Genomic DNA, 26,925 nt, shown 5'->3' on the forward strand with positions numbered 1-26,925 from the left:
CTCAATTTAGCTGGAAAACCTACAGTTATATTCGCTGAAAGTGCTCCCACGGGACAACTAGCTGGAAAACCTACAGTTAATTTGACGGTTTTCCTAAAGAAGAGGCTCAATTCTGCGAAATAGATGGAGGTTTTCCATCTAAATTAGCTCAAGGGACAATCGAGACAAAATTAGCTGTAGGAAATCCAGTTACTTGGTTACTCTTACTACTTACTCCCTAATCCCTAATCCTTATTCCTTGCTCCCTCCGGTAAATACAAGAAAGGTAACGCCGAATTTATCCGTGACGATTCCGTATGCGGGACTGAAATAGATAGGTGCCAAGGGAAGCTTTACTTGTCCATCCTCCTGCAATTGATCAAAAATCTCCCTCGCTTGTTCCGCCTCCGCAAGCGTAATGCAAACCGTAACCTGATTTCCCTGCTGAAGCAATTCGCCGGGGTCCGTATCGGCCACGAACAATTGCGACTCGCCGATTTTCAAGACGGAATGGGCAATCCGCTTGCCGTCCGGCCCATTCAAAAGCTCTTCCGGGGGATTCGGCATCTCGCCGAAAGTTTGCTTAAACAGGACCTTGGCTCCAAGCACGTGTTCATAAAACGAGATAGCCTCCGCTGCGTTTCCATCCATCATCAAAAACGGGGTTAATATCATATTCATTGTAACTTCGCCTCTTTCTTCTACAATTTATCCGCCGCTACATGCCATCAACTCGGCTGGACTTGGTTCCCATTGTAAGACATAATAGTGACAACTATTGTCACAAATAAAAAAATTCAGGTTGGGGATTAACATGTCCAAATCCAAGCGTTTGATGGAATTGATGATGACCGTGAACCGGAAACGAAAATTCACGGTCAGGGAACTGGCTGACGAATTCGGCGTTTCTACGAGAACGATATTAAGGGATCTGCAGGAACTGAGCGAGCTTGGCGTCCCGCTTTATTCTGAGGTCGGTCCTCACGGCGGGTACCAGGTTCTGAACGAGCGGGTCCTGCCTCCCATCGCCTTTACGGAGGAGGAGGCGGTCGCTATCTTTTTCGCCAGCCATGCCCTTCGTCATTACTCCTTCCTTCCGTTCGAAACGGAAGCTTCCTCCGCTCTCGGCAAGTTCTACAACTTCATGCCCGGAGATGTCCGCGACCGGATCGACGAGATGAAAAACCGGGTTGATTTCGTAACTCCGCAAAGACAATCATCGTTCCCGCATTTGGGCGTATTGTTGGACGCGGCGGTGCGACAGCAGGTTGTCCGTATCGAATACGAATCAAGGGAGGACACGGCTTGCCGGGACATCCAGCCGGTCGGCATCTACGCCAGCGGTGGCCTCTGGTATTGTCCGGCCTACTGCTTCCGGCGCGGGGATTTTCGGCTGTTCCGGTGCGACCGCATCTTGTCGGCTACGGCTCTTCCCGACATGGAGCCCTTGGACCTTCGCCACATCAATTTGGCAAATTGGGAAGCGCATATCCGTTCCAAGCGCCATAATGCGGAATGCTTTGTAGAACTGAGCAAAATGGGAGTGGAACTGTGCGAACCAGAGCTGTCTCGACGGGTCCCGATGCATGTCCGGGAGGACGGGTCCGGTTATTTGGAAGGAACGATTCCGATGGGGGAAATTCCTTTTCTGGCCAGGTTTTTTATCGGACTGGGCCGGGAAGCCACGGTCAAGCAGCCATCCCTGCTGGTGGAGGAAATGAAGAAAATGCTGTCCGAATTGTTGGACAGATATGTATAGGCATTAAAAAGACTGCCCGATTGCGGGCAGTCTTTCGGGTTTGTATAGCCTTTTCTAAATCAAAGCTGCTGCGGAAAAGATACCCTGATAATTGGCATTCACGTTCAACGGCGCCGTCGGCACTCCGTTTTGGTCAAAGACCAGGCGTTCCGCTTCTAGCTCTTCCAGCGAGGATACTCGTCCCTCCGCATAATCCGACAGCCGGTCTCCCGCGCTTTGAATCCGGGCCTTCAACCCGCCGTAGCGGATATCAAGCGCTTCCCAGCCGAACGCCTTATACGTATGCATCCACATCCCGCGATGGGCCAGACGCAAGCTTTCCACGCGTGAAATAAGGTCCGGCAGATCATGCCTGACGATGGAAGCCAGCTCATCTTTCCGTTGTTCTTTATAGTTTCTTGTGATGCGTACGCCCAAGGCAGCTTTTAAAGCCAGCACCGCCGCAAGCCGCTCATAAGTTTCAAACAGCAGGTTGTACGGAGCGGGCATGTCCTCTTTTACCGTGCGCCATTTCCCTTCCATACCGGCATAAAAATCGGGCAATTCCGCTTCGGCGTCCGGTCCGATGTGTCCGTCGAACATCCCGACCATCAAATCCTGCCACAGCAGAAATTTGGACGGATTGGCCATCCAGTGATTCCCGGCGTCTACGCCAGGAACCTCGTCCATGTATTTCAGGGAGATGAGCGGTTCGAACAGATCCAATCCGGTGCAAGCTTTGAGGCGCTTAGCAAGAGTCTCATCGTCGACTTCATCTCCGTAGCCGTGCTCGGCAAACAGCTGCAGCCCGGCCAGAATGACGTAATGGTTAGTCTCATTCCCATTGTCCCCCCAAGCGGTGGCGAACACTTCCTTCAGCCCTTTTTTCTTGGCTGCCCGGAGCGCCGGATGGCTCGTGGTCCATGTCTTTCCGTAGTTTGGAGCGATCGAGTTCCACATGTGAATCCCGCCGGCAAAAATCGGCAGCGAGCCGAACTTCATATGCATGTCGTAAATCTTCTCGTACCCATCTTCCTCGCCCCGTCCGTAATCCCAAAACACGAACTGGACCCCGCTCGGGATTTTTGACATATTTTCAGCCGAAAAGTCCGCATTGATATTATATAGCTGCCCCTGGTTATCGTTAGCCAGCAAATTGAAATACATGTCGCTCCAAATCATCGGATGCAGCCCGTATTTGTTCGTGATCTCCAACACTTTACCTACGTGCTCGTTCATGATCTCGAACCGGTTGCGGTACCCGTGCTGGCGTAAATAGCGGCCCAGGCCCACCTGGAACGCTTCATCCATGCCGATATGAATACGCTTCGACCGGAATGTCTCCGAAGCCGTACGAATCATGGTCTCAATGAATTCATAGGTCTTGGGCTCTCCGGCGAGCAGAATGTCGTTGTGGTCTTTAATGGATTCCGCATAGTTCCATTTCAGGGCATGGAGCAAGTGACCGAGCGTCTGAATGCAGGGAATCATCTCGATGCCGAACAAATCGGCGTAATCGTCGCACTCGCGGAGTTCCGACTTCGTATAACGGCCCCGCATATATCCGAAATACGGCAGTTCTTCGATTTCAAACGTATCCTCGGTATACATCATTAATCCGTTAAGGCCCATGAGGGCCATATACCGGATAAACTGCTTGACCGTATCCACACGCATGACCGCGTTCCGCGAGGCGTCCAGCATCGTCCCGTTGAAGTCGAACCTCGGCAGCTCGGTAATCTCGAAGCTTTCTTCCGCTTTCGCATATTCCGCAAAAAGGCCCAGACCGCGGTAAAAATGGATCTTCCGATCGTATTGGATCCGGCCCCGGTTTCCTTCGCGGGATACCTTCAGCGGGCCTTCTTCCCGTACTACCTCTATGTTTAGCCCATCTCCGGACTGCGGATCTATGCCGAGTATCCCGGCCAGCTCTGTTACTCCGCGCATCAATTCTTCGTTTAAACCCGTAAATTGTAATTTGAGCAACGTCATAAATATCTTTACCTCCGTCTGTCGTCTGTCTGGCTGTGTCCGCTTTGATTCAAGATATCTATTTAATAATTACATTCCGGCCCTGTTTCGGTAGCTTCTCGGAGAAACGCCGGTAATTCTTTTGAACACTCGCGAAAAATAAAACATGTCTTTGTATCCCAAAGCTTCGCTGATTTCTTTCACGCTGACATCTGTGTTAAGCAACACTCTTTTCGCTTCCGCCACTTTGAGCCGGTGAATGAATTCATTCAAAGGGTATCCCGAATATTCATGAACGACCCGCCTTAGCGTCGATACGGAAATATGATGTTTTGCCGCAATTTCCTCCGGTTCCGCCGGCAAATACAACACATTGCCCAGATCCTCGATGATCTGTAGCGCAAACCTGCCCCGGTTCCCCGCTTCCGCCCGGTCCCCTTGGGAAACAAGCTCATACAGCAGCGCTTCCAACTGCAAGGCCGCACGGTCCAGGTTGCTCGGATTGCCGCTGTCGATCAGCATGAACATCATCTCCATTTTATGGAGCAGCGTGTCGTCGAATGAGGCTCTTTTCACCTGATCCGGATCATGCAGCCAATCCTTCAGCCACTCCGCAACCCGTTCCCCTTCCACCGAAAAATAGTACTCGTCCCAATATCCCCCCGAATCCGGCCCGTAATTGAATGTAGCCCCGGGGTAGAGACAGAACCACGATCCGGCCGGAACACGTTGCTTTTCGCCGCGATCGACCTGGTAATACCCCTCGCCGCCCGCGATCGACACGAATGCCCAGTGCTCGAAAGTGGCATCCACGCGCTGCATCGTTCTTCCGGGCAAATGCCCGGCGCTCACCACGGAAAGCGATTTGATTTTCAGCCGCGCCGGCTCGACGGCCGGATTGAAGACCCGAATCGGGTGCGGACTGATCATATAGTCCATATACTTTGTCATACCGCACATTCCCCCTTTGAGATTAGTGTGCTAATTTATTGGTGATTGAACAAATATAACATATTTGTGTGAATTGACAGGGATCATTGTAACAGATTCACGCAAAAATCGAAAGGATGTAAGCGATCGTAATGAGCGAACTGAAGGTTGGCCTTATCGGTAACGGATCGATCTCGGAATCCCATTTACAAGCGTATTTATCAAACCCCAAGGCGGAGTTAGTCGCCGTATGTGATCTTAACGAAGAACGGGCCAGGGAGACCGCCCGCAAATACAATATCCCCCACGTTTATACCGACTATAGGGAACTGCTTGCTAACCCCCTGGTTGAGGCCGTCAGCATTTGCACCTGGAATGACTCGCATGCCGAAATCAGCGTTGCAGCCCTCCGGGCAGGCAAAAACGTGTTATGCGAAAAGCCGCTGTGCAAAACGGTAGACGAGGCTCTTCAGGTAGAGCAAGCCGTGCGCGAAACCGGCAAGCTGCTTCAAGTCGGCTATGTCCGCCGTCATGCCGCCAACATCGCCGTACTGAAAAAATTCATGGATGCCGGGGAACTGGGAGAGATTTATTTTGCCAAAGCCAGCCTGATTCGACGTCTCGGCAATCCGGGCGGCTGGTTTGCGGACAAGGAACGCTCCGGCGGCGGGCCGCTGATCGACATCGGCGTGCATGTCATCGACCTTTGCTGGTATTTGATGGGCAAGCCAAAAGTCAAATCGGTGAGCGGCAACACATACACCAAACTCGGAAATCGCTCCAATATCGAAAATTACGATTTCTATAAAGCGGCCGATTACGATGGCTCCTTTAATACCGTAGAAGATATGGCCAACGCGCTCATCCGCTTTGAAAACGGCGCCTCGCTGCTGGTCGATGTCAGCTTCTCGCTCCATGCCAAGGACAACTCGGCACAGGTTAATATTTACGGAGACAAAGGCGGGGCCGAAATCGAGCCCGTGCTGTCCATCGTGACGGAACGCCACAACACCATCCTTAATATCGAGCCGCAAATCAGCACTCCCGGCTTTGATTTTCAGGGAAGCTTCGATACGGAAATCAATCACTTTGTCGACAACTGCCTCGGTTTGACCGAAAATATCTGTCCGGTGGAAGACGGCGTGGAGATGATCAAGGTTTTGAATGCGATCTATCAATCCGCCGCCGAAGGCCGCGAAATCCACTTTTAGAGGAAACCAAAAAGTCGGCTTTTGATCACGAAGTTATTCAAGGAGTATATCGGCGTCGAATCTTGAATGCAGCCGGGCCTAGCGTATGCTTTCGAAGCATGTTTCCTTCGGAAACATTTAAGTTGCTCACGTAGGTTTTTCCAGCGTATGCTTCCGAAGTCGTTTTCTACGAAAACGTGTAGCTCCACTACTCGGTCCCTAGCTTTATTCAACCTTCTCGGTGCTGAAAACCCGACTGTTTGCTCTTTATTTTATTGAAAACCAAAAAGTCGGCTTTTGATCACGAAGTTATTCAAGGAGTATATCGGCGTCGAATCTTGAATGCAGCCGGGCCTAGCGTATGCTTTCGAAGCATGTTTCCTTCGGAAACATTTAAGTTGCTCACGTAGGTTTTTCCAGCGTATGCTTCCGAAGTCGTTTTCTACGAAAACGTGTAGCTCCGCTACTCGGTCCCTAGCTTTATTCAACCTTCTCGGTGCTGAAAACCCGACTTTTTGCTCTTAGTTTTATTGGAAACAAAAAGTCGAACTTTAGGTCACGAAGTCAAATTTATATAAGGAGGCGAATTTAATATGAACTTGAACAACAAAATCGGCGTGATCGTGGACAGCTTCGGGATTGGTGTGATTGAGGGGTTGAAAAAAGCCAAGGAAGTCGGGGCCGACGGCGTGCAAATCTATGCGGTTTCCGGCGAAATGGACCCGGAGGTCCTTACCGGGAGCAAGCGCAAGGAACTGCGCAGCTTCATTGAAGGACTCGGCCTGGAAATTTCCGCGCTGTGCGGCGATTTGGCCGGACACGGCTTTCAGGATGCGGAGGCAAACCCGGCAAAAATCGAGAAATCCAAGCGGATTCTCGACTTGGCCGTGGAACTCGGCACGAATATCGTGACCACGCATATCGGCATCGTGCCGGAGGATGCAGGCAGCCGCATCTATGAATCGATGCAGCGGGCCTGCGAAGAGCTTGGCGTATATGCCAAGAGTATGAACGCTTATTTTGCGATTGAGACCGGTCCCGAGCCGGCGGCGCATTTGAAGAGCTTTTTGGATACGCTCAGCACCAACGGCGTTTCCGTCAATTTCGATCCCGCCAACATGGTCATGGTGACGGGTGACGATCCTGTGCAAGGCGTCAAAACGCTGCGCGATTACATCGTCCATACGCATGTTAAAGACGGCAAGCGGCTTCGCCTGGTCGACCCGAAAGACGTTTACGGATTTCTGGGCTATAGCGCGATGGACCATCAGAAAATCGCGGAGATGGCTGCTTCGGGCGCAGCCTTCGAGGAAGTTCCGCTCGGCGCGGGACAGGTCGACTTTCAAGCTTACTTCGCCGCGCTCCAGGAAATCGGCTACGCCGGATATTTGACGATCGAACGGGAAGTGGGCGCCAATCCCGCGGAGGATATTGCCAAAGCGGTCTCCTTCATCCAATCTTATCGAGGCTAACTAAAATAGGGAGATGACAAAACATGAAGTTAGGGATTAGTTCTTACAGCCTGTACCAGGCCATGGATCAAGGCCGGATGAATATCGCGGAAGTCATCGACTGGGCCGCGGGCATAGGGGCCAGTCATATTGAAATCGTGCCGGGGCTCGGATTCGACTTCGACAGCGATCCCGGACTGGAAGAACAAATTGTGAACAAAGCCAAGGCTGCCGGCATCGAAATATCGAACTACGCGATCGGGGCCAACTTTATCACGGATACGGATGAAGACTACGAGGCGGAGATTGCCAGGGTGATCGGCGAGGTGGACCGCGTGCATCGCTTGGGTGCGAAACTGATGCGGCATGACGTCGCATCCCGCGAAGATACCTCCATCCTGCGGTTTAACGAGGATCTGGACAAAATCGCCGCGGCCTGCCGCCGGATCGCCGAGCACGCGGCGCAGTACGGAATTACGACCAGCGTGGAGAACCACGGGTACTATGTGCAAGCAAGCGATCGCGTGCAGGCGCTGCTTCATGCGGTGGACCGTCCGAATTACAAAACGACGCTGGATGTGGGCAACTTCGTATGCGTGGACGAAAATCCGGTCACTGCGGTCAAAAGCAACCTGAAATATGCCTCCATGGTGCATATCAAGGACTTTTACATCCGTCCGTCCTACCGCAATCCCGGAGAAGGCTGGTTCCGAAGCTCCGGCGGAAACTACCTGCGCGGAGCGATCGCCGGCCATGGCGATATCGATTTGCCGGAAATTATCCGGGCCATCAAAAGCTCCGGCTATGACGGCTTCCTTTCCATCGAGTATGAGGGTATGGAGGACTGCCTGACAGGCACGAAGATCGCCTTCGACAACGTCAAGCGGATCTGGGACGAGGTTTAGAGCATTTACGCTAAAAATCCTGCCAGGAAGACTTATAAGTCTTGGCAGGATTTTTTCTCGGTCGGATTAAGATTAACGCTCGCTTGCGGGTGAAATGAAATAAGGGACTTTCAGGGCGCTATTCGTGCGTAATAGCGTTATTCGGGGAAATAGCGGTATATTAGGCCCTTATTTAGGCCGAAAATTGGCCATTTGGCTTCACAGCGCCTCTTTTGAACAGAATAGCGCCCTTAAAGGGCGCTATTCTGTTCATGAACCCGCTACTTCCGGAAATAACGCCCTGTTTGGGCGTTATCTTTCTTTCGGGACGGCTTCTTCCCATTCCGGAAGAGCGGACTTTCATGAGCCGGCGATTATTTCAGTCCCATCACTTCGAATCCATAAATCCGCGCGGCCGTATCCCCGCCCTGGGTCGGCTTTTCCACGACAAGCCGGGCATAGCGGGCCGAAGTCAAAGCAATGGCATGCTTGCTGACGCCCTTCGCGTTGTCGGTCACCTGCACCGCATCGGTCCAGTTTTCCCCGTCCAAGCTGAGTTGGATCCGGAAGCTGCGCGTATTGAATGCCGCGGCTTCCCCGCCCGCTTCGGCGTGTTTGACGACGAACTCGCTGACTTTATGTTCGGCACCGAGATCTACCGTCAACGTATGGGGAGCATCGCCCACCGCGCACCATTTGGTCTTGTCGTCGCCGTCCAGGGCAAACGGCGGAGCTTCCTTCTCATTCACATAACTGGATGCGGTCGCTTTCTTGCCAAAGGCCAGATCGGATACCCCTCCGGCGGCTTCCTTGGTGACTGTGATCATTTGCCGCTTCACTACGTCCTCCCCGACCTCATTGATCGCCTTCAAAGTCACTTCAAACGTGCCTTCTTCCTTATAGGTCACCTTCGGATTCCGCTCCGTGCTACCCGACGGCTCCCCGCCGGGGAAGCTCCACGCCCAGCTTTCCGTGACTTCCGAGGACTTGTCGGTAAACTGCACGCTTTCGCCCGGAGCGATTAGCGTACGGTCCGCCTCAAAAGCGGCGATCGGCTTCGGATAAGTCGGCCAGTTAAAGGTAACGGAGGCCGGTTTCCCCTGTTCATACTGCCGATTCACGGGAATGACGACCATTTTCGTAGCCTCTTCCTTGTTCAACCGCTTCATTTCAGGCACATAATAGACCGTGTTCCCGGTCATCCCCGCCAACTCATAAGCGCCGTCCGGCTTGACGCGGTAGACTTGATAATACATCACGTCGCCGCTGTCCTTCGGTGCTTCCCAAGTCAGGCGCGCATCGCCGTAGATGCCGTCCCGGAAGTCGTTTTCCGTTACTTTCAGGTCGGTCACGGCCTTCGGTTGGTTGGCTTTGTCCTGCTTCTGCGTTACGGCCAACTCTCCGATAAACGCCTCATAACCGGCTACGGCCTTGGAGGAAGCGAACTTCAGCGAAATGCCGCTGATCGTGCGGCCCTTATGCTTGTTGAGCTGGACGCTGCCCTCTTTCCACGAACCTGCATCTGCATCTCCTGCGGAAGTCCATTTTTTCGGTTGGAAAAAGACAACCTCCTCCGGGTCATCCGAGAAAGACACCCCGATTTGAACCATGCCCGCTGTGGCCGCATTGTCCTGATAAATCAACGACAATTCACTCGTCGCCGCGACCGGAATGTTCGTTTTATACAGCTTCACCTGAGTCGGATTATCCGCGGTCAGGTCTCCCGCCACTTTCAACGAACTGCCGCCGTAATACGATTTGGTAAAATCGAAGCTCGGGGTAAGCGCTTTCCCTGTGCCGTCCGATTCGGCGATCCAGCGCCAGGTCGGCAAAATGTCCTGGAGACTTCGATTGCTCCAGTCCTTCTCCCGCATGACTTTCCCGTTGACCGCAAACAGATGCCCGTTCCCCGTATTAAAATGCGTAATGAACTCCGGACCGGAAATCACGCTCTTGTCGGCAATATCATGGGCAATTCCACGCCAGGCATAAGGATCCCCGTCCTCCGCACCGCTCGCAGCAGCCTTAGTTTCCGCCGGATTACCGCCAAGCCCAACCCAAAAAATCTGCTCTTTCTTCATATACTGTTCATTCGTCTCCGAACTGTTAAACGCCCAATCCGGGCGATAGATGCCAAGCGATGTGGTCGCTTTTTTCCCATTCGGGAACAAGATCGGCCAGTTGTAACTACCCTCGTAACCCTTTGCCTCCACGTCAATGCCCGCGAACAAATCGTAAGGACTTCGCCCGAGTTCATTCGCTTTCGCCGGGGAGTTCAGATACGGAGTCACGTAATCGTATTTCCCGTTTTCTTCATCTTTGTATTGCCAGCGAAAATCCAGAAACATCGCGTCGGATACCCTATTGGTCCCATTCTGGAAAAACATCGCGTTTTTGTCGGTCAGGGCCCCCTGCCACTTTATGTTGCCCTCGTTAATCATGGAATCGTACCAGATGATCTCCAACTCGGAGCCTTTGATTTGCTGCAAATATTCCAGGAAGCGCTGCATGTCGGCGGCATCCCCTTTGGAAGCTCCCTGCGTCTCCTGATTGATGAACCAGCCGTCGAACCCGTAATACCGGGCCGCCTCCACCAATTTATCCGCAACGGGGAACGTACCGTCTTTGCGCTGTTGCAGCAGATCATGCATCCATTCCAGCTTGCCGCCGTGCTCGGTCTGCGGCAAGAAAACGGTTCCAAAAACGGGTACCCCGTTTTTGTGCGCCGCATCGATCACATCCGCGCTTGGCGGTACAATTAGCCCTTCCCCGGCCGAACCGCCCCACATGACGAGCTTGTCGATGTACTGCCAGAAACTGAACGTGTAAGTGTGAAACTTCTCGGACCCTTGGGAAGGAGCCCCGCTCGTGCTCGGAAACATGGAGGACAGCGCGATGACCTTCGCCTCCGGCTTGGCGCTTGGATTCACGACGCCCCCAAGGAACCGGTCTTTCCGAAGCTTCACCGACCCCCGGTTAAACGCCGCATCCTTGTCGGTTGCCGGAGACCATTCCAGCAAAGTATCCGGATACCAGTAGGACGAATGCGGCTGTGCCGCCTCCGCTTTTCCGGGCGTTCCGAGAATAACTCCGGCGAGAAGCGCCGCTCCGGCTGCTGACATCATGACCTTTTTCCACTTCGTTTTCGTAAAATAGTCCAGCTTCACTCTTTTCATCATTCAACCTCCTGTTTTGGGGTATGAAAAAAGAGAAACGGCCGTACCCGCCGCCCGTTTCTCCGAATTTCTATTTTTGCTCGGCTTTCCAGGCATCAAACTGCTTTTGAGCTTCCGCAATGACTCTATCGATTCCGGCGTCCTTGAACTTCTGAAGCGCCTTCGGCAAATATTCGTCCGGATCCACCGATCCGGTGTACAGCGCCGGAATAAACTCTTTGGCTACGTTCGTGACCGCTGCGACTTCCGTCTTCACCGGTGCGGTATCGAAGTTGAAACCGAAAGTAGGCGCAACGATCGCCGACGAGTTGAATTTTTCGAAGGCATCCCATTTGTCTTTCGGCTCGCCTTCATGCAGGTAAGTCAGGAACATGTTGCCCAGCGCAAAGCCCGGCATTGCATAATTTTCATTCATTGCCGGAAGATCCTCGATGTAAGGGTCCTCCACTTTCTTGTAGTGGACGTCTTCAATTCCGTATTGAATCAGGTTACGCAAATAAGCGTCCGTATTCAGCAGATTCAGGAACATCATCGCCCGCTCCGGATTTTTGGAGTAGGAAGAAATCGCGAGCATGGACCCGGCGGCAGAGCTCGTATAAATGATCGGATCATGCATCGGTTTCGTTACGATGTCGTAGCCCGCGCTTCTCGACCAGCCGAGTTCGGCGTAAGGCTGCGTAATTTCACGGTCGACCAGCCATTTGCCGGTCTTCATGTTGTCGATGCCTTCCAGCGTGGCGATATCTTCGCGGACATAACCCGCTTTGTAATATTTCCGCATCGTTTGCAGTGCGGCTTTGAGCTCAGGCGATTCCAGAATATTCACGTATTTATTGTCTTTGGTATCAATGTACATACCGATCGGAATCTCATCGCCCAATACGAAATCGAACGGCAGATACGGCTTGAAGTTTTTCGGAACGGCCAAAGGAGTGATGTCGGCCGGTTCGTTCTCTTTAATCGTTTTCAGGAGCGGTTCCAGGTCTTCCAGCGTCGTTAGGTTGGAAATATCGAGATTGTATTTGTCCAGATACTTCTTGTTGAAACGCCAAACAAATTGTTGGGCCAGTTCTTTGTTGGCCGGAATTCCGTAGTTAACCCCGTTAACTTTCGTACCTTCGAGGAAGCGGGGATCCAACACTTCTTTAATCCCCTTGCCGTATTGGTCAAGCAGGTCGTTCAGCGGCATAAACGCGCCCTTGGCGGCATTCGGAAGATAGTCGAACGCCCAGGAGCTGGTGAACGCGATGTCGTAGTCTTCGCCCGAGCTGGTAATGACCTGCATGCGCTGGCTGTAATCGCCCCAGTCGATCATCGTAATGTCGACCTTGGCGTTGATTTTTTCGGATACGTATTTATTGATTTCTTCCTGCACTTTCGGCAGGTCGTTCTGGCTTGGACCGATCAGGTACAGCTTCAATGTCACCGGGTCCAGTTTGGAGACGTCGATCGAGCCGTCGCTCTGCACAGCCTCTCCCTCTTTTGCCGGCCCATTGCTTTTCTTCTCTCCGCCGCATCCCGCGAGAACCGCGGACAGCGCCAAAATCAAAGACAAGACCATAAAAAGGGACTTCTTCTTGTTCATTTTGTTTCCCCCTACGTACAAGTTGGATGATAAGAGCATTTATTGAAACCGCACTCACTCCGGCCGGGCAGCTGCTACGATTCTACGGCGGGTGTGGGAGCGGAAACAACCATAGTTATGGACCTGCCTGCCGGTTCAGGTTTAACCTTTTACCGAGCCGACGGTCAGACCTTGCACAAAATAACGCTGGAAGAACGGATACGCCATCACGATCGGAAGAGTGGCAAGCACGACCATCGCCATTCTTACGGTTTCCGTCGGCAGACTCGCTGCGGCGTTGAAGGAACCGAGGTTTTGGGCGTTTTTGATCAAAAAGTCCATGTTTTTCTCGATCTTCATCAGCATGAACTGCAACGGCGGCGTTAAATCCGGTTTATTGTAATAAAGCAGCGCATTGAACCAGTCGTTCCAATAAGCCAGGCAACTGAACAGCCCGATGGTGGCAATACCCGGCAAGGATACGGGGAGCACGATTCTAACAAAAGTCAGGAACTCCCCTGCCCCATCGATTTTGGCGGATTCGATGATCTCATCGGGAACCGTGGTTTGGAAAAACGTCCGCATGACGATGATCGAAAAAGCGCTCAAGGACAACGGAAGAATTAGGGACCAAACCGTATTCTGCAAATGCAGGAACTGGGTCATCACAATATATCCGGGAACCATCCCGCCGGAAAACAGCATCGTAAAAAACGCAAGAAAACTGAAAAAGCCGCGGAATTCAAAACTTCTTCTGGATACGGCATACGCGTAGGTCGTCACCAGAATCAAGGTGAACAGCGTACCCATTATGGTCACCAGCAGTGTGACGCCGAACGAAACAAGTAATTCGTGCCCGGTCTCGAAGATGTAGCTGTAGGCGGCGGTGCTGAATTTGCTGGGCCAAAGGCTGAAGCCTTCCAGCGCCAGCGTCTGCTCATCGGTCAAAGAGATGATAATGACGAACAGGAACGGAAAGACGCAAGAGAAAGAAAACAGCCCGATCACGATATTGAAAAATACGTTCCATGCCGGGGTGATTTCATTGAAATCCCGCTGCTTCTTTTTTCCCGGCTTGAGCGGCATTTCGATTTGAACAGGTCTTGATGTCATTGGCTATCCCCCCGGCTCTAAAAGATCGCATGATCTTTCTCAATTTTTCTGACGATCGCATTGGCTGCCAGAATGAGCACCAAACCGACCAGTGATTGGTAAAGGCCCGCTGCGGTACTCATGCCGATGTCCCCCATATTGATCAAGCCGCGATAAACGAAGGTATCGATGACATTGGTTACAGGGTACAAGGCACCCGCATCCTTCGGCAACTGGTAAAACAACCCGAAATCGGAGCGAAAAATGCCGCCGATGGCCAGAATCGTCAAAATGATCATGAGCGGTTTAAGCAGCGGTATGGTAATGTAGCGGATCTGCTTCCATTTGGTCGCCCCGTCGATGACGGCCGCTTCGTAGTAAGACTTGTCGATCCCGGTGATGGCGGCGAGATAAATAACGCTGTTATAGCCGACGCTCTTCCAGATCCCGACGAATACGATGATGAACGGCCAGTATTTGGGTTCCGAATACCAGCTGATCCGCTCCCCGCCGAAGAAGGTAATGATCTGGTTCAGCGTCCCTTTGTCCATGCTCAGGAAGGTGAACGCGAAATAACTGATAATGACCCAGGACAGGAAGTGCGGGAGAAACATCCCGGTTTGATACACCTTCGCCATCCGTTTGTTGACCAGTTCGCTTAAGAGAATCGCAAAGCCGACGGAAATGACCAGCCCGAGAAAAATGAGAACCAGGTTGTACAAGATCGTGTTTCTTGTGATCACGTATGCATCGCTGGTCGTAAACAAGTACTCGAAATTTTTGAGCCCTACCCACTTGCTGTTGAACACGCTGGCGAAAAATCCGTCACGGCTGATTCGGAAATCTTTAAATGCAAGGATTGAACCGAACATCGGCAAGTAGGCAAAAATAAGAAACCAGACGGTTCCTGGTATAACCATGATCAGCAGCGCCCGGTTGCGGACGACTTTTCTCCAAAATGCTGCCACGATCCTTCCTCCTTTGCCTGCTGTACCCTATGGAGTTAAGCGTTTCCAAGGGATGTTGAAATGTTTTCTGATTACGCATGTAACTGCTCCGTCATGGATCCCCTAAGACCAAAAACAAAGCACCGGCGAATAAACCGCCCTTCTGTTACGTTTGCCCTTAACTAACTCTATTTTGCCAAGTAAGCGCTATCTTCAACAAGTTGAAAAACCCTAGAAATCCATGGATAAATTAAAGAACAGTCTTTAAAAAAACAACAGGCCAACCCAAAAAGGTTGACCTGTCATGCGGCTATCCCGGAAAAATTACGACCTATTTGTTGTACATATGGCGCAATTCCGTCGGCGAAACTCCGGCGTACTTTTTGAACTGCCGATAGAAATAAGAGGTGTCAAGGTAGCCGACGCCAAGCGCGATCTCCGTAGTTTTACGGTCCGTGTTTATCAAAAGCTGGGTCGCCTTTTCAATCCGGTATTGGTTGACGTAATCCGAAAAGCTGTTTCCGACCTCCTGCTGGAACAGTTGACCCAAATAATTCGGGTGCAAACCCGCTTTTTGGCTTAGCGTCTTTAAAGACAGCTCTTCCGCGTAATGCCGGTGTACCTGCTCGACCAAAAAAGCTACATGCGGACTGAAGTCTTCACGGCCGGTCTCTTGCTTCTCCAGACTTCTCCGGACAACGGAGGTGACATGCCGGATCAGGGCAGGCAGCGTGCTGATTCTCCCGATCGGCGCAAACACTTCGCTGTAATCGGGATTGTCCTCCCTTTCTTTGACGGCGAGCATAAGCCGGAGGGCCGTGTTGACGCAGGACTCCCGCGGCGTTAAGTGCTCCCTGGTGGCGCTCCGCAGAACCCGTTCGATGAACGGCTCGACAACCTCGATCCTGCCTTCGATCAACAGCTCGACGTAATGCTCGTTATCCCACTCCAAAGACGGTAATCCGGCCTCCTCCGGCTTCGTTAATGCGGTAAACCGGATGCGTTCCTCCCCGGAAATCAGGTACCTGCGGAATACCGCCTTTGCAAGGCCGTAACTGTTCTGAACGCCTTTGGAATCACATCCCGCTCCGCCTTCCGAAATCCAGAAACTTGCCTCCGAGCCGTTTTGCACGGCCTCGGCGGCCAAAAGCAGCTGATGCTGCGCTGCGGAAGCGTCTTTTTGCCCCCCGAAAGCATACAGGATGACCAAATCGCCGTCCGGATCCATGAAGCTGATAACTTCCGCCTCTGCCGTCTTCGACTTCTCGACCGCCTTGGCCAGTTCCCGGCATTTCTCCCCCATTTCGTTTCTGAGGATTTCCGGCGCATCAGGATATTCCCCCGTAATCGGCCTAACGACGAACAACTGGTATAAACCGCAGTTTAGCGGCAGGCCCAACAATTCGGCGCGGTGCTTGAATTCCTGGCTTTCGATCTCCCCGCTGACCCAGCGTTGCAGGATGTTGCTTCGCAGCACTTCCCAATCCTCTTCAAAATGAACCTGCTGCAGTTCATCCCGGTCCCAATCCCCGCGGATATGGCGGATCGTGAATTCCAGTTCCTCAAGGTTAATCGGTTTCAGGATATAATTTTCAATCCCTAGCGTAATCCCCGCTTTGACATATTCGAATTCCTCATACCCGCTCAGCACCACGAATTTGACCTTTAACCCGGCTTCCTTAATCTTTCGGATTAGTTCGAGCCCGTTCATTCGCGGCATCATGATATCGGTAACCAATAAATCCACGGATTCCTCCCGAATCATCTCCAGAGCGCTCAATCCGTCATTCGCCGTCCCGGCAATTTCGATGCCGTATTTGCTCCAGTCGAGTATCGAGCTCAACCCTTGGGCGATCAACGGCTCGTCATCCACGAATAACACCTTTTTCATCACATGAATCCCTCCCTCAGAAGCGGTATTTCAATGCGGACGGTTGTACCTTGCCCTTCCTGGCTGCATACGGTGACTCCGTATTCGTCTCCATAGTTCATGCGTATTCTTTCATGGACATTGATCAGACCGATCGATGAACCTCCGCCCCCGGCAGGCTGGGGAGAAGGCGGAGCCGACAGCATCCGGTTGATTTCCTTCAGTCTTTCCGCCGGTATCCCCTTCCCGTTATCCGCTACCGTAATCGCAATCCGGTCTTTGTCACGTACGGTATGGAGCGATATTTCGTTATCGCTGTCCAGCGACCGGAATCCGTGAACGATATAATTTTCCACGATAGGCTGGATGAGCAGCTTAATGATTCGGCAATTCCCGATCTCGCCGTCCGTGCTAATCTCCACATTCAGGCGGCCTTCATAGCGGATCCGGAACAAGTCCAGATAAATGGAGCACAGTTCGATCTCTTCCTGGACCGTAACTACCGTATCCTTTTTGACCATGCTGCGGAACATGACGGAAAGGCTGTAAATCATTTGTCCCACATCCTTGGCACCGGAGGAATAGGCCTTCATCCGGATCGATTCCAGCGTGTTGTACAAGAAATGGGGATGAATCTGCGATTGCAGCGCGACTAATTCGGCATGCTTCTGCCTGATTTCCGACGTATACATTTTGTCGATGTACAGCTCCAGACGTTCGCACATATCGTTGACCCGTTCCGAGATTTGCTGAAGCTCATCTTCGCCCGGCATCTGTATCCGGATGGATAAGTCACCCTCCCCGATCCGGCTCATCGAGCGGATAATCCGCTGGATTTTCTTGGAGTATTTCCGCATGACCGTACTCGTAATGATAAAGCTGGCCGCGATAAACAGGAGGGTGCCGATCACCAGGCTGTTCCTCAGGCGCACCGTGCTATCGTGAATCGAAGATTTGGACACGATCCCGACGACCGATAATTCCGCGTTCCCGACGCTCAGCACATTCACCTTGGACATCTCATCAAGCTCAATCCATTTTCCCGTGTTATCCAATTCCGCCCGGTACGGATACGTCTGTCCGAAATAGCCCCCCTCTCCCTGTGAATCGTAAATGACCGTTCCCTGGGAACTCATCACCAGAATCCGCCCGCGGATTTCCGGCGTCCTTGTATTCAGCCAGGCGGATAGCTGTTTCGTGTCGAACTCCACCATCATCATCCCCATCTTTTCCAGCGTCCAGGGATCCTGAAGCTCACGGGTATAGGAGTAGACACCCGCCTGGGCCGAAGCGGCGGAATCCCAAAACCGGGCATCCTGATGAATCGTATCCCAGGCATAGATTCTGCGGCGGACGAACCAGGACTCCCACTCGGCTTTGGAACCGGTTTCATATTTGAGCTGCTGACTTACCGGCCGGATTTGCATGTAGAAATCTTTCGGATAGCTGTATATCGTAACTCCCGTAGCCCCCGGATTTTGTTCCAGATAGGATTTCAGGAGCGAGCTGAACGATCGGATCCGTTGTTCGCCGGGCCTGCTGAACAAATTCAGGCGATGGCTTAAATAGCTTTCGTACCGGTTATTCAAAAAATAGACCAAATCGTCGCTGAGCGCCGCGTCGCCGTAAATTTGCTGCACCGTGTTCTGAATGTTCTCGTACTGCCGGTTCAAATATATGCTCAAAACGTGCGCGGTTTTTAAATTGGCGTCGGTTTCCTCACGGATGATCCGCTGCACTTGATACTCATAAACCATGACCGCCGCGATCAGAAACAAAATCATCATGATGGCGGAATAGAGCAGGATGATCTTGTTAAACATTTTCCGTTTCAAGTGATTTAGATAAAAACGGCGAATTTTGTTCAAAGCGGGACACTTCCTGTCCTGTCGATTTTGGGTTCGCGTTTCAGTGTATCACCGCCGCCCCCTAAGCTGCAATCCGTATTTTCCGAAAGCAAGCGCCAATTATTTTTGTGTTTGAATTCTGCCATCGCTCTGATTATAATAGACCATGATCCCCTAAGATCACCGCAAAACAACACTTTCGAAGTCGTGTTTGGACTTCGCCTTCCTTTTTTTCTTCGCGTTTGCCCCTAAGATTCCAAAGGGGGTTCTTTCCTGATGTTTCTCACGCAGCACAAACTGCAAGCACGCATAAACGAATTATCCGCCTACCGTTACCGCGATAGCAGACCTATCCCTTTCTTTCACAGTCTGGAAGACACTCGACAAGAAATTAACCCCTCCCTGCCCGAAGTCTCGGCGAATTGGAGCAAAATGCGTACGGGCGATACCTGGAGCGGCCGCGATTTATATCTGTGGCTGTCTGCCGAAGCGGACATTCCGAAGTCGTGGGCCGGAGAGAAAATTCTGGGCCGCTTTGATTTCGGCGAAACCGGAGCGGGCAACAATTCCGGCTTTGAATCGCTATTTTATTTGCACGGCCAGCCTTATCAGGGCGTCGATTCCAATCATAAAGAAGTGTTCCTGCCGGACAGTCTGGCCGGGACAACGCAGCAGCTTCTGTTCCGGTTGTGGTCCGGTTTGGAAGGCGGCGGGCGGCCGCGAAACCAGACCCACGGCATCAAGCTGGCCGAGCTGTGCTGGCTGGATGAGGCCGTCGACGATTACTACTACACCGCCCTGGCGGTCTCGGAAACGGTACGCGTCCTGGACGAAAATTTGCCCGAGCGCGCGAAGCTGCTGCAATACGCCGACCGGTCCCTCGCTCTGATCGACTGGCGGGTGCCGGGTTCGGACGACTTTTACGCCTCGGTCCATGCGGCCAGAGACTTTCTCAACGAACAAATCGAAGGGATGGACAAAACGTCCCTCGTCAATATTACCTGCATCGGTCATACCCATATCGATGTGGCCTGGCTGTGGAGGCTGAAGCATACCCGGGAGAAATGCGCCCGCTCGTTTTCCACCGTCATGAGATTGATGGAAATGTATCCCGAGTACACCTTTTTACAAACCCAGCCACAGCTTTACGATTACGTCAAAAAGGATTATCCCGAACTGTATGAGGCGATCCGGGAGCGGGTTGCGGAAGGCCGCTGGGAAGCCGGGGGCGGCATGTGGCTGGAAGCCGACTGCAATCTGACCTCCGGTGAATCGCTGGTGCGCCAATTGCTTGTCGGAACCCGCTTCTTCAAGCAGGAGTTCGGAGCGGACTGCGACTACTTGTGGCTTCCCGACGTATTCGGCTACAGCTGGTCTCTCCCGCAGATTTTGAAAAAGTCCGGCATCCATACGTTCATGACCACGAAAATCAGCTGGAACCAGTACAACCGGATGCCGCATGATACGTTCAAATGGCGCGGGATCGACGGGACCGAAATTTTGACCCATTTCATCACCACCACCGAGCCTTGGTCGCAGCCGGGGTCCTGGTTCTATACGTATAACGGGCAAATCATCCCGAAAACGGTGAAGGGAAGCTGGGATGCCTACCGGGATAAAGAGCTGAACCAGGAACTCCTGTTCTCTTACGGCTATGGAGACGGGGGCGGCGGGGTCAACCGCGACATGCTGGAAATGCGCCGCCGGCTCGACAAGTTGCCGGGGCTTCCAAACTTAAGCACCGGCACGGCCGGAGACTACTTCCGAAAGCTTGGCGAGACGGTAAACCAAACCGACAGCTATGTCCATACCTGGGACGGCGAGCTGTATCTGGAATATCACCGGGGTACCTACACGAGCCAGGCGCATAACAAGCGGATGAACCGCAAGCTGGAGCTGCTGTATCGCGAAGCGGAGTGGCTGAACGTACTGCAGAGCGTAGCGAAGGGCGACTGGTCCCTGTATCCCGCCGCGAAGCTCAATGACGGCTGGAAGATCATTCTGCGCAACCAGTTCCATGACATTATCCCCGGCTCTTCCATCCGGGAAGTGTATGAGGACAGCACGATCGAATACGAACAAGCCGAGCAGCTTGCCATGCAGACGGTAGAAGCTGCGGTTCAGGCCGTTGGGATGCCGGAAACAGGCGACGCTCAAGTCTTCACGGTTTGGAATTCTTCCCCGTGGACGGAAACACGGCTGGCGGAAATTCCGGTACGCCCCGGATTGGAAACCGGCGTCTGGAGCGACGTCTCCGGCAACCGTCTCGCGGTACAGCGCGGCGATGGAGTCTGGATCGTGGAGGTGCCGAACGTTCCCGCTCTAGGCTATGCCGTGATCGCCTTCGAATCCGCGGCCCCGCAAGCGGCGGATCAGAATTCGCCGTTCATCCACCGGGAACGCGGACTTACAACCCCATTCTATGAGCTTGAATGGAATGAGCAAGGCCAGTTAACCCGGCTATACGACCGGGAAGAACAAAGGGAAGTGCTGGCCGCAGGCAAGCGGGGCAATCTGTTCCAGCTGTTCGAGGATAAACCGCTTGCTCACGAAGCCTGGGACATCGATATTTTTTACCAGCAAAAGTCGAGGGAACTCGGAGATCTCCAATCCTGCAAACTGGTGGAGTCCGGCCCTATTCGCACGGTAGTTCATTTTAGCTGGTCCTACGGGCAGTCGAAAATCGAACAGGACATGATCCTGTATGCCGGAAGCCGCCGGATCGACTTCGTCACGGAAGCCGACTGGCACGAACGCCAACAATTGCTCAAAGTGGCCTTCCCCGTCCATGTGCGGGCTACGGAAGCCACGTTCGACGTGCAGTTCGGCAACGTCAAGCGTCCGACCCATTGGAATACAAGTTGGGATGCCGCCCGGTTTGAAACCGTGGGCCACCAGTGGGCCGATCTGTCCGATAAAGGCTACGGCGTCAGCCTGATGAACGATTGCAAATACGGCTACGACATCAAGGACAATGTGCTTCGTCTCTCGCTAATCAAATGCGCGACGCATCCGGATATCGAAGCCGATCAAGGATACCACCGGTTCACCTATTCCCTGTTCCCGCATCAAGGGGACTGGCTGCAGGGCGATACCGTGCGTGAAGCCTGGATATTGAACAACCCGCTGCGTCATTCCCTTGGCGCCGCCCAAGGCCCGGCTAGCTCGCTGTTCAAATTGTCCGGCCGTACGGCCATGATCTCGGCCGTCAAGAAAGCCGAGGACCGGGATACCGTGATCGTCCGGATCCATGACTATTCGGGCAGCCGCAAGGCGCTGGAGCTGGACAGCGACCATAGAATCGTTGCCTGGAGAGAGTGCAACTTAATGGAACAATCCGACGAATCATGGAGTAATTCGCCGGGCATTTCCTTCGTGTTGAATCCTTATGAAATCAAGACGTTCGAGATCGAATTGAAGGCTTGAGGACAGTTAGACGATGTACAGGAGATCCCACCTCATTGGGGGAATCGAATTGTCGAGAAACCCCGTCCTTTTTCAAGGGCGGGGTTTCTCGGGTGCCCCATCTTCTTCATGTCGCAATAACGACCTTTTAGATCCTTATTTCCTCGAATGGGACAGGCATAGAGAAATAGTGTCCTTTTGGATCTTTATTTTTATGGAAACCTGCCAAAGCAGCTTCAAAGGGTCATTTCCTGCGAAAATTAGATCCCAAAAGTCCGCTATTTCATGCTACGTGACCCAAAAGCACAAAATAGCGCCCAAAAAGGGCATTATTCCGGCAGAGGAGTCAATTATTGAGGAGGGTGCGAAACACCCGGCTGATCCGGGACGGCGAACAGTTATACCGCACACGAAAAGAAACGATTGAGCGAAGCTTCGCGGATGCTAAAGATCTCCGTGGGTTTTGCTATTGCCGTTTGGCGCGGATTGGCTAACGTAAGAGGCAAGCCCTGATGACAGCCGCCGTGCAGAACAACATGAAGAAAATGGCTATCCACCTGGATCGGCTGGGAAAGCGGGGATGATCCCCCGCTTTTCAGGTTTGAAAATACAATGCGCATGAGAAAAAGATAAGCCCAACGTCTCATGACGTGGGTTTATCGACAATCTGAATCCCCCCACATCGGGGGATTTTTGTTTTCCGTATGGCTTAGCTTGACATAAAAGGGAATGGAAAATAAACTGGAAAATAAATAAACATTTTTGTTTTCCACGTTTTCCGAGAAGGAGGAGTTTTTCAGAAATGCGTCTGAGCTTAAAAAGTTTAATGGTTATGACCGATGTCGGATTCATCATTTACTGGGCGATAACCTTTTTAGAGTGGATTCCCAAAACCTATGCTTACCAAGACTATAGCAACCCGCTGCTTGTGTCATGGAACATGTCGTTTTTGCCGCTTGACCTGTTCATTTCGGGAACAGGCCTGATGGCGATTGCTTTATCGGCAAAGAAGAATCCCTTATGGAAGCCGCTAGCCCTCATATCCATGGTTTTGACTTTCTGCTCCGGGCTTCAGGCCATCGCTTTCTGGAGCATTCGGCTTGATTTCGATCTGTTATGGTGGATTCCCAACCTGTTTCTGATGCTGTATCCGCTATTCTTCATACCGGGATTGCTCCAACGGGAAGGAGGAATCCGGGCGTGAGAACAAAAATTATGGAAGCGGCAAAAAACGAATTCGCCTACCGGGGGCTGAAGTTCTCGATTCGCGATATCACGGCGCAGCTCGGAATCAGCTCAAAGACGCTGTACCAATACTTTGCATCAAAAGAGGAACTGGTCACCGCCTTAACCTTGGATGCGATCGACGAAATGAAATATACGGAAGCGATGATACTTAAGAATCCGTCCTTCTCTTTGCGGGAAAAAATACGGGAAGCGCTGGTAGTGCTCCCGAGCGCAATCATGATTAAAGATCTGCGCCTGCTGGATGATCTGCGGCGCAGCTACCCTCAGGCATGGAGCCACGCGGAGAAATACATTCGCGAGGGTTGGAGCGGAGTCGGAAAACTGGTAAAAGAAGGGATCCGGCAAGGCGTGATCCGCGAATTTGATTTCGATCTGTTCATACAGATGTATGTCGGTTCATTATACGGAATGATGGAGACGCGGGGAAACGGAGTGCCTTCCGCCGAAGACGTCGGCCGCATGGTCGACATTTTGCTGCACGGAATTTATGCCGAAAAGGAAAAATGAAACGATCCGGTTAACCCGTGAGCATGAAAAGAGACTGCCGAAAATGACCCTTAGCGGCCGTTCGGCAGTCTCTTCTGCTTAGAATAACTTATATGGAACCGGAGCTTATCTGCGAATTCCGATCGTCACGATCTCGCAGGGCCCGACCGGTAAGGAAAGCCCTCCGGCCGTGTTTCCGGACAAAGGCTGTGCGGGCTCCTCCAATATAGTCGTCTTATATAAATACTCCGACTTCATTTCCGGACTGAAGGTCAGTTCAGCGTCCCTATTGCTCATATTGTACCAGCGGAGCAGCAGATCCCCCGTCTCCTCGTTCATTTTGAGCGAAGAGAAAGCCAGCTCGGCTCCCTCCCACCGCAGCGGCGTTCCGAGCGGAGCGATTTGCCCGGTGTGCATACCCGTCTGGCACACCGTCCACGGAATCTGGAACTGGTAGGCTTCGGTATAGGCGCCGAACGCCCCGCCGCCTTCATGGCCGTAGGGGATCAGTTCCAGGCGGAAAGTATGCTCGCCGAGGCATTGCGCCTCGGGCGTCGGGAACAGGCCCCAGTCGCCCAACTCGCCGACGGAACGGAGCAGCGTCACGGCGATCGTATTGCGACCGTCCCGCAGCACTTCGTATTCGTTCAGGCCCAGGTTGGCTACCGCCAGGCCGGCATGGCCGTCGCTAATTTCCACAAAGGCTTGTTGATGCTGGGTATTGCTCGGGTTTGCCCATTCCGGAGCCGGCTCGTTGTCCCTGACGGCGATTTCGAACATGGAATCGACCTGATGCTTGGCTGCTGCGAGATCGGTCGGAAACAGAACGCGAATCCGGTGATCCTTCGCCCGGTTATCGAGGCTGCTTTCGATATGCAGCCCTTTGCCGCCTTTTTCCAAGGAGAGAACGGTGATGATTTCCAATGGAACGAGGCGCTTGCTGCGCTGCGCCTTGCGCTCGGGATAATAGACGAGCGCCCGCTGTTCCGCATCCAGCGTATCGTCCGCGGAAGCGGGGATTTCCCAGTGGTGGCGGATCTCTATGGATGCGCGGTACGGCGTATCCTCCAGCACGCGGATTTGCGCGGCCAGCCCCTTCGTGGTAAGCGCTTGTTCGCCTTCCGGTTGACGGTACATATATTCGTTGCCGATATCCCCGGTATCCTCGTAAACGCCGAGATCCCGGTAAGTGCGGCCCGATGTTTTATCGATCAGCGCAAAGGAGCCGTCCTCCGCGATTTCCACCTTGAGCGACGTATTTTCCATGACGAGGTGGCCGGTCAGCAATGAACCCGCGGTTTGAGGAATGGAGCTGGATGCCTCCTTCTCCCGGCGTACCCACGCATAAGCGCGGAGTCCGAGCGCCGGAACGTCTTCCGCCTGGAACGTGATCCGGACCCGGCGGCACATGTAAGGCTGACGGAACTTGTCATCCGGCAAATCGTAGCCGAACAGGAGCCCCAGATCTTCCACGGTGCATTCCACCGTCTTCCCGGCTTCGTCGACCAGAACGCGGCCGGACAAATCGGCCTCCTTCATCCGGCGGGCGGTTTCCTCCAGCGTAAAGCCTTCCCGCAAATACAAGCGGGCGGCATCCAGCTCCACCGAAATAACGCCGGTACGAGCCCAGCCCGTCGTATTCATCGCGACCAAAGGCAGCGGATCTTCCCCGTAGGCGGCGAACCCCGATGTATCGACCGCCTCGGCGATTACTTGCTTGCTGTCGTCGATGACGGCCTCGGCGACATGGCGGCTTTTGGCGAAGCGCGTTACCATTTCGCGGTGCACTTCATCCACGCTGCAGCCGCAGATGCTGTCGTGCGGATGGTTCTGCATCAGCGTTTTCCAGGCATAAGTAAACAGGTGATGCGGGTATTCCTTGCCCAGAAAATGCGCAAACGAGGCCAGCGGTTCAGCCACTTTTTCGAGCAAAGCTTGACCTTCCTGGTTCATTTGCTTCAGGTACACCCGGGCCGACGCCGTATTGACGAGCGTCCCCCAGCCGTCCGTGCGCTGGCTGCGCAGTTCGCCTTTCACGGAAGACAACTCCCGGTCCATTGCCCCTTCCAGCGACTGCAAATACTGCGGCAGGCTGGAGTGGACAAACTCCGTATCCGGGTATAACCGGGAGGCCGTTTCGATCGCTTCCGGCAGATCGAGCTGGATCGGCTGATGGTCGCAGCCGTTCATGAACAGCAGTTCCCCGGTGGACGCGTATTTCTCGGCGTCGGCCAGCTTGCGGTCCCAGAACGCCTTCGCCTCCGCTTCATCCGTCGGAACCTCGTTCCCGTTGGAATACCAGTTCGCGAACAGAATGCCGAGCACCTTCGAGCCGTCCGGCCCCTCCCAGATCAGTTCGGAGAAAGAGGACTCATACCCGCCGTCGGAAACGGTATTATTGAACCCGGTCGGCTTCACGCCGCGCCCGAAAAAAGCGTTATCGATCCCGGACTGCTTCATCAGCTGCGGCGTCTGCCCGACAAGGCCGAACGTATCGGGGAAATAGCCGATCTTGGCCGGCTCCCCATACCGTTTGGCGTCCTGATGGCCGATTTGCATGTTGCGCACATTCGCTTCTCCGCTAGTCAAGAACGCATCCTGCAAAATATACCACGGGCCGATCAAAATGCGGCCTTCCCGGATATGGGCTTCCAGCCGTTCTTTATTTTCGGGGCGGACCTGGAGATAGTCCTCCAAAATGATCGTCTGACCGTCCAGATAGAAGCTTTTGAACTCGCCGCCCTGGTCCAGTTTGTCCAGCAGCGCGTCCACCAGCGCTACGAGCCGGACATGATGCTTTTCATATGGCAAGTACCATTCTCTATCCCAGTGTGTGTGGGAAATGATATGGGCCGTTCTTTTTTTATTCATGCCTTGATTCCCCGCCTTCTTTAGCTATTTGGATCATAATTGTTTTTCTGAGTCAGGTCATTCCTCATTAATTTATCGTACCGGCCCGGTTTCATATAGAAGCTAAACTAAAGATATCGGTAGAAAAATTAAAGATGGGATCGTCGCGATCGGGTTGATCATGCCCCAATCCCATTAGCCGGAACCGGCCGGGAGGAATAAAGAACCGCCACCCTCGCTTCAAGCGAAGCAGGATAGCGGTTCTCCTGTTTCGGAAAAGCCCGTCATTGATTCACT

The 26,925-nt window shown here is 52.9% G+C and carries 17 protein-coding genes and 1 pseudogene; 8 read left to right on the forward strand and 10 right to left on the reverse strand.

Annotated features, from left to right (window positions below):
* Window positions 1-231 precede the first annotated feature (231 nt).
* On the reverse strand, window positions 232-660 hold the full coding sequence (locus ACLB09_RS17510) for a VOC family protein (protein ID WP_410771147.1): 429 nt from the start codon (window positions 658-660) through the stop codon (window positions 232-234).
* A 133-nt stretch (window positions 661-793) separates the two neighbouring features.
* Between ACLB09_RS17510 and ACLB09_RS17515 the strand changes: the two genes are divergently transcribed.
* On the forward strand, window positions 794-1,738 hold the full coding sequence (locus tag ACLB09_RS17515; protein WP_410771148.1) for a helix-turn-helix transcriptional regulator: 945 nt from the start codon (window positions 794-796) through the stop codon (window positions 1,736-1,738).
* A 54-nt stretch (window positions 1,739-1,792) separates the two neighbouring features.
* Here the strand turns inward: ACLB09_RS17515 and ACLB09_RS17520 are convergent, their stop codons facing one another.
* Window positions 1,793-3,709, reverse strand: coding sequence for a beta-N-acetylhexosaminidase (locus ACLB09_RS17520; protein WP_410771149.1), 1,917 nt, complete (start codon window positions 3,707-3,709; stop codon window positions 1,793-1,795).
* Between the two features lie 69 nt (window positions 3,710-3,778).
* The gene (locus ACLB09_RS17525) at window positions 3,779-4,639 is read right to left on the reverse strand and encodes a helix-turn-helix domain-containing protein (protein WP_410771150.1); all 861 of its coding nucleotides are present in this window, start codon (window positions 4,637-4,639) and stop codon (window positions 3,779-3,781) included.
* A gap of 131 nt (window positions 4,640-4,770) precedes the next feature.
* On the opposite strand from ACLB09_RS17525, the gene ACLB09_RS17530 reads away from it, so the two are divergent.
* The 3 genes from ACLB09_RS17530 to ACLB09_RS17540 all read left to right on the forward strand — a co-directional run bounded on the left by ACLB09_RS17530 (window position 4,771) and on the right by ACLB09_RS17540 (window position 8,164).
* Window positions 4,771-5,829, forward strand: a complete 1,059-nt coding sequence (locus tag ACLB09_RS17530) for a Gfo/Idh/MocA family protein (protein WP_410771151.1) — start codon at window positions 4,771-4,773, stop codon at window positions 5,827-5,829.
* A gap of 572 nt (window positions 5,830-6,401) precedes the next feature.
* Entirely contained in the window at window positions 6,402-7,280 is an 879-nt protein-coding gene (locus ACLB09_RS17535) for a sugar phosphate isomerase/epimerase family protein (protein ID WP_410771152.1), read from the forward strand.
* Window positions 7,281-7,303: 23 nt separating this feature from the next.
* Window positions 7,304-8,164, forward strand: coding sequence for a sugar phosphate isomerase/epimerase family protein (locus ACLB09_RS17540; RefSeq protein ID WP_410771153.1), 861 nt, complete (start codon window positions 7,304-7,306; stop codon window positions 8,162-8,164).
* 353 nt (window positions 8,165-8,517) lie between these two features.
* On the opposite strand, the gene ACLB09_RS17545 is transcribed toward ACLB09_RS17540, so the two are convergent.
* From ACLB09_RS17545 to ACLB09_RS17570, 6 genes are all read right to left on the reverse strand, one after another.
* On the reverse strand, window positions 8,518-11,319 hold the full coding sequence (locus tag ACLB09_RS17545; protein ID WP_410771402.1) for an endo-beta-N-acetylglucosaminidase: 2,802 nt from the start codon (window positions 11,317-11,319) through the stop codon (window positions 8,518-8,520).
* Window positions 11,320-11,389: 70 nt separating this feature from the next.
* Window positions 11,390-12,904 carry an ABC transporter substrate-binding protein gene (locus tag ACLB09_RS17550; protein WP_410771154.1) on the reverse strand — a complete coding sequence of 505 codons (1,515 nt, stop codon included), beginning with the start codon at window positions 12,902-12,904 and terminating at the stop codon, window positions 11,390-11,392.
* A 141-nt stretch (window positions 12,905-13,045) separates the two neighbouring features.
* Complete coding sequence (locus ACLB09_RS17555) at window positions 13,046-13,996, reverse strand: carbohydrate ABC transporter permease (RefSeq protein ID WP_410771155.1); 951 nt, start codon at window positions 13,994-13,996, stop codon at window positions 13,046-13,048.
* 17 nt (window positions 13,997-14,013) lie between these two features.
* Window positions 14,014-14,943: an ABC transporter permease gene (locus ACLB09_RS17560; protein WP_410771156.1), complete on the reverse strand. Its 930-nt coding sequence runs from the start codon at window positions 14,941-14,943 to the stop codon at window positions 14,014-14,016.
* 310 nt (window positions 14,944-15,253) lie between these two features.
* Entirely contained in the window at window positions 15,254-16,813 is a 1,560-nt protein-coding gene (locus ACLB09_RS17565) for a response regulator transcription factor (RefSeq protein WP_410771157.1), read from the reverse strand.
* Window positions 16,813-18,660, reverse strand: coding sequence for a sensor histidine kinase (locus ACLB09_RS17570; protein WP_410771158.1), 1,848 nt, complete (start codon window positions 18,658-18,660; stop codon window positions 16,813-16,815). The genes ACLB09_RS17565 and ACLB09_RS17570 overlap by 1 nt, the downstream gene beginning before the upstream one ends.
* Window positions 18,661-18,915: 255 nt before the next feature.
* Between ACLB09_RS17570 and ACLB09_RS17575 the strand changes: the two genes are divergently transcribed.
* From ACLB09_RS17575 to ACLB09_RS17590, 4 genes and pseudogenes are all read left to right on the forward strand, one after another.
* The gene (locus ACLB09_RS17575; RefSeq protein ID WP_410771159.1) at window positions 18,916-22,065 is read left to right on the forward strand and encodes an alpha-mannosidase; all 3,150 of its coding nucleotides are present in this window, start codon (window positions 18,916-18,918) and stop codon (window positions 22,063-22,065) included.
* Window positions 22,066-22,385: 320 nt separating this feature from the next.
* Window positions 22,386-22,628, forward strand: a pseudogene (locus tag ACLB09_RS17580) (transposase); the annotation flags it as partial.
* A 218-nt stretch (window positions 22,629-22,846) separates the two neighbouring features.
* The gene (locus ACLB09_RS17585) at window positions 22,847-23,248 is read left to right on the forward strand and encodes a YvaD family protein (protein ID WP_410771160.1); all 402 of its coding nucleotides are present in this window, start codon (window positions 22,847-22,849) and stop codon (window positions 23,246-23,248) included.
* On the forward strand, window positions 23,245-23,799 hold the full coding sequence (locus ACLB09_RS17590) for a TetR/AcrR family transcriptional regulator (protein WP_410771161.1): 555 nt from the start codon (window positions 23,245-23,247) through the stop codon (window positions 23,797-23,799). The genes ACLB09_RS17585 and ACLB09_RS17590 overlap by 4 nt, the downstream gene beginning before the upstream one ends.
* Window positions 23,800-23,904: 105 nt before the next feature.
* Here ACLB09_RS17590 and ACLB09_RS17595 read toward each other — a convergent pair whose 3' ends face one another.
* A complete protein-coding gene (locus ACLB09_RS17595) occupies window positions 23,905-26,649 on the reverse strand; it encodes an alpha-mannosidase (protein WP_410771162.1) in 2,745 nt (914 codons plus the stop codon).
* Window positions 26,650-26,925 lie beyond the last annotated feature (276 nt).

It is taken from the genome of Fontibacillus forbon, from assembly GCF_046559655.1.
GTDB lineage: Bacteria > Bacillota > Bacilli > Paenibacillales > Paenibacillaceae > Fontibacillus.

Coding starts and splice junctions, on each gene's coding strand:
- ACLB09_RS17510 (WP_410771147.1), bottom strand. CDS start 660: ATGAATATGATATTAACCCCGTTTTTGATGATGGATGGAAACGCAGCG.
- ACLB09_RS17525 (WP_410771150.1), bottom strand. CDS start 4,639: ATGACAAAGTATATGGACTATATGATCAGTCCGCACCCGATTCGGGTC.
- ACLB09_RS17565 (WP_410771157.1), bottom strand. CDS start 16,813: ATGAAAAAGGTGTTATTCGTGGATGACGAGCCGTTGATCGCCCAAGGG.
- ACLB09_RS17595 (WP_410771162.1), bottom strand. CDS start 26,649: ATGAATAAAAAAAGAACGGCCCATATCATTTCCCACACACACTGGGAT.
- ACLB09_RS17540 (WP_410771153.1), top strand. CDS start 7,304: ATGAAGTTAGGGATTAGTTCTTACAGCCTGTACCAGGCCATGGATCAA.
- ACLB09_RS17585 (WP_410771160.1), top strand. CDS start 22,847: ATGCGTCTGAGCTTAAAAAGTTTAATGGTTATGACCGATGTCGGATTC.
- ACLB09_RS17535 (WP_410771152.1), top strand. CDS start 6,402: ATGAACTTGAACAACAAAATCGGCGTGATCGTGGACAGCTTCGGGATT.
- ACLB09_RS17555 (WP_410771155.1), bottom strand. CDS start 13,996: ATGACATCAAGACCTGTTCAAATCGAAATGCCGCTCAAGCCGGGAAAA.
- ACLB09_RS17520 (WP_410771149.1), bottom strand. CDS start 3,709: ATGACGTTGCTCAAATTACAATTTACGGGTTTAAACGAAGAATTGATG.
- ACLB09_RS17575 (WP_410771159.1), top strand. CDS start 18,916: ATGTTTCTCACGCAGCACAAACTGCAAGCACGCATAAACGAATTATCC.
- ACLB09_RS17515 (WP_410771148.1), top strand. CDS start 794: ATGTCCAAATCCAAGCGTTTGATGGAATTGATGATGACCGTGAACCGG.
- ACLB09_RS17530 (WP_410771151.1), top strand. CDS start 4,771: ATGAGCGAACTGAAGGTTGGCCTTATCGGTAACGGATCGATCTCGGAA.
- ACLB09_RS17550 (WP_410771154.1), bottom strand. CDS start 12,904: ATGAACAAGAAGAAGTCCCTTTTTATGGTCTTGTCTTTGATTTTGGCG.
- ACLB09_RS17545 (WP_410771402.1), bottom strand. CDS start 11,319: ATGAAAAGAGTGAAGCTGGACTATTTTACGAAAACGAAGTGGAAAAAG.